The sequence below is a fragment of the Yoonia sp. genome (assembly GCF_046498525.1).
Lineage (GTDB): Bacteria > Pseudomonadota > Alphaproteobacteria > Rhodobacterales > Rhodobacteraceae > Yoonia.
The window spans coordinates 1-3,191 of sequence record NZ_JAWOAN010000023.1 but is presented as its reverse complement, the minus strand read 5'-3'; the positions used below and the strand labels follow the sequence as shown (position 1 = coordinate 3,191).

Annotated in this window: 5 protein-coding genes and 1 pseudogene; 2 read left to right on the top strand and 4 right to left on the bottom strand. The window is 56.8% G+C overall.

What is annotated here, in order from left to right; translation table 11 throughout:
- Together R6T97_RS01690 and R6T97_RS01685 are read left to right on the top strand one after the other, a co-directional pair.
- A partial coding sequence (locus tag R6T97_RS01690; RefSeq protein WP_410347582.1) for a hypothetical protein occupies window positions 1-270 on the top strand: 270 nt, incomplete at its 5' end.
- A gap of 18 nt (window positions 271-288) precedes the next feature.
- Complete coding sequence (locus R6T97_RS01685; protein WP_410347581.1) at window positions 289-648, top strand: diacylglycerol kinase; 360 nt, start codon at window positions 289-291, stop codon at window positions 646-648.
- On the opposite strand, the gene R6T97_RS01680 is transcribed toward R6T97_RS01685, so the two are convergent.
- From R6T97_RS01680 to R6T97_RS01665, 4 genes and pseudogenes are all read right to left on the bottom strand, one after another.
- Window positions 645-875 (bottom strand): acyl carrier protein, encoded by a 231-nt coding sequence (locus tag R6T97_RS01680; protein ID WP_410347580.1) that lies wholly within the window; start codon window positions 873-875, stop codon window positions 645-647. The two genes, R6T97_RS01685 and R6T97_RS01680, sit on opposite strands and share 4 nt — an antisense overlap.
- Entirely contained in the window at window positions 865-1,479 is a 615-nt protein-coding gene (locus R6T97_RS01675; RefSeq protein ID WP_410347579.1) for a GNAT family N-acetyltransferase, read from the bottom strand. The genes R6T97_RS01680 and R6T97_RS01675 overlap by 11 nt, the downstream gene beginning before the upstream one ends.
- A complete protein-coding gene (locus tag R6T97_RS01670; protein ID WP_410347578.1) occupies window positions 1,470-2,879 on the bottom strand; it encodes a class I adenylate-forming enzyme family protein in 1,410 nt (469 codons plus the stop codon). Before R6T97_RS01670 ends, R6T97_RS01675 begins: the two co-directional genes overlap by 10 nt.
- A gap of 126 nt (window positions 2,880-3,005) precedes the next feature.
- Window positions 3,006-3,191, bottom strand: a pseudogene (locus R6T97_RS01665) (IS5/IS1182 family transposase); the annotation flags it as partial.

The window sequence follows — 3,191 nt, the reverse complement described above, 5'->3', positions numbered from 1 at the left end:
ATTCATAAATTTGGTTTCATCCGAAAGGGCGGCCGCCATGTCCCTGACGACCAGACAATCAAAATGACGGCACCCATGATAGCGCCAAGAACACCGACCGCATGCATTGTGCCATCGGCAATGCGTTCAGAGCGGGCGTATGTCGGATACATGGTCTTCACCTTGCTTATATATGACGACGGTAGCGGGATCACAGGGGGCGTCAAATGTTTCGTTGGGTCAGCGAGTGCCTTGGCAGATCCGGTCGCATCGCGCACACTTGGCTTCTAGCGCGAGAGGTTAACAAAGATGTGGCAACAGATATTGCGGGTGCGGCAAAGGGCAATCTGGTCTTGGGACGGCTTTGTCCATGTCTATAGAACCGAAGCCTCGCTGATGCAGTGGCTCATGGCCAACGCCGTGTTTGCGGTGCTTGCCTTTGCCTTGCCGCTATCGGCGGGCGAGCGTGGCCTGCTTTTGATGGGCGGGATCATCGTGCTGGCCGCCGAGTGCCTGAATACCGCGATCGAACGGGTCGTGGACGATATCGGTACGGACAAGCGTGATGCGGCGAAATACGCCAAAGACTGCGGATCGGCGGCAGTGGCGGTGACGGCAATCGCTGTCGGCGTTGCATGGGTTTGCGTGCTTGTGGGCTTGGCGATCTAGGGCGTATGGGCTGTGCCCAAAATACGCTCAACAGATGCCAGATCGGCCAAGGTCGTGATTTCAAGAGGGTCGAGCGCACGTCCCAGTCTTTCTTCCAAAGCCAGAACGATACGAAAATGCGCGAGGCTATCCCACTCAGGCGACGTCATCAGGCTTGTCTGCGCCGTGACACTTTGGCGGCTGACGTTCAGGGCTTCGGCAATCAGTGCAGCGGCATCAGTGTTCATTGGAACCCGCCTGTTCAGCGCGCTTGTCGCGCCAGTCTTGCGCGAGCATTTCATAGTGTACCGTGTCGCAATGTTCGCCGGTGACGGGTGAAAGCCATGCCATGCGGTCATAACCTGTCATGCGGAAACCCATTTTGTTGTAGTTGTAGATCGAACTGACATTGCGGCTCAGGACCTGCCCGGCGAACCGGACAACCCGATCCGAGGCGCTGAAATGATCAAGGATGCCGGTGCGCACCTCTTCGAATACGCCCTTTCCCCACCAGCTTCGGGCATGGATGACAATGGCCAGACTTGCCGTGCCGGAACCGTCAATCGTCGTTCTGTGAACGCCGATTGTGCCTTTCAGCTCTTTGGAGACGATGGCATGAAAGAAACGTGCATGACCGTCCGGTTTCCCCACCACCCTGACCCACTCCACCACAGAGTAGTCGGCCTGCCGCATCATCAGATTATGCAATATTTCGGTATCCTTGCGCCAAGGTGATGTGACCTTGATCGCCTCCTTGCGCGTGCAGTTCACGATGTTGAACCGGTCGGTGATGATCGGTTTGCACAGATAGGGGTCAGGGGGCTGTTTGCGGCGCAGGATGCTCAGGACCATTTTTCAACCATCCTGTCCTTCACATCCAATCGTGCGATCTTGCCGCGATCATTTTTGGGGATTTCATCCACGATTTCAATGCGGGATGGCACCGCGTCGGTACGCGCGTTGTCGCGGCACCACTGGATCAGCGTCAGGGCATCCAGCGCCTTATTTGTGGACCGCACGATCGCGGCAACCCGTTCTCCGGCGATGGGATCGGGGATACCGAAACTGCAGGCTTCGGCAATGTCAGGATGCCCTTCCAGCAGCATGTCAACTTCTTCGGCAAGGACCTTGATGCCGGCGACATTGATTTCATTCTTGGTGCGTCCGACCAGCGTCAGGGACTGGTCAGCCGACAAATGGCCCAGATCACCGGTCAGCATGAAATCGTCCATCATGGTGTCGCCTGTCTTGTCCGGATCGCGCCAGAATCCCAGCATCTGACCGGGGCTTTTGACGGCAATCTGGCCTTTGCCCGAACTATGCAAAGTGCCGTCGCGCAGGACACGAAAGACCCCGCCCCAGGGCTGGCCAACATAGCCATCGCGGCAGCCCTGTTCTGCAAATGAGCCGCCGGAAATCCAGTTTGATGTTTCCGTCATGCCGAAGGTGTTGAAGACCTGTTCGGTCCCGCACCAATCACAAATCCTGCCCCAAAGCTGCAACGACAGCGGGGCCGACCCGACGTGCACGCGCTTGACCGCTTGTTTTGGCGGTGCGGAGGTCGCCAGCACCATTTTCCACAACGAGGGAACGGAACTGAAGAAGGTGATCCGGTTTTTGTCGAGCGTTTCGCCAAAGCGGGCAAGTTCGTGCATCTGCACCCGTGGCAAAAGCCAAAGGTGATGTCCGCCATAGAGTGCGGTCAGCGCGTTCCCGATCAGCCCGTGCCCGAAGAACAAGGGTAATGTGCAAAGCGTGTTCTGCAGGTTTGCATGGCCGATCGCCTTCAGGTTTGCATCAAGGCGGTCGCAAAGCCCTGCAATGGCGTGGGTCACCCCTTTGGGCACGCCTGTCGTACCTGATGTCATCAGGATGAGTGCGGCGCCATCCATGTCATAAGGGTGTGGCACCCCCGTAGTGATTTCAGTGATCCGGCCATCCTCAAGCCAGAGCGCGGCACCTGTCGTTGCGATGACGTTCTGCTGCTCCATGTCCTTGATGCCCGGATTGACCATGACGGCGCAGGCACCGCACCGCCAGACAGCGAAAAGGCTGACGAGGCAATCAATGGGATCGGTGATCGCGATGACGACGCGGCTGGGGCGCTGTGGAATACGGTCCGCGATGTCCGCTGCACGATCTTTGACAGCCGTCAGGAATGCGTTGTGGTCAAGCGTCTTGCCGGTTCGAACGCCGGACATGCGCATCGAAGAAGGCAAGTATCGAAGCAGGGCGTCCTGTGATTTGTTCATCGGTCAAAATGCTCGCATATCAATATTTTCTTGCGCCAAAAGATGACATTCATCGTGAAAGCTTCATGTCCCGACCGCAGGCGTGAAACGAGCTTTTGCTTGCCTTAGCCTAGGGCCTGTGGACAATCATCTTGAGGCTATGAGTGCTGCTCCAAGGTTCCAACCCGCTGCGTAACTACAATCTGTTTTGTCGTATCTTGTTGCTATCCCTCTGAACTCTTTGATCTTTGCGAAGTAATTTTCCACCAGATGCCGCCACTTGTAGACCTCCGCGTCATAATCGCGCTGGATTTTACGGTTGGCTTTGGGCGG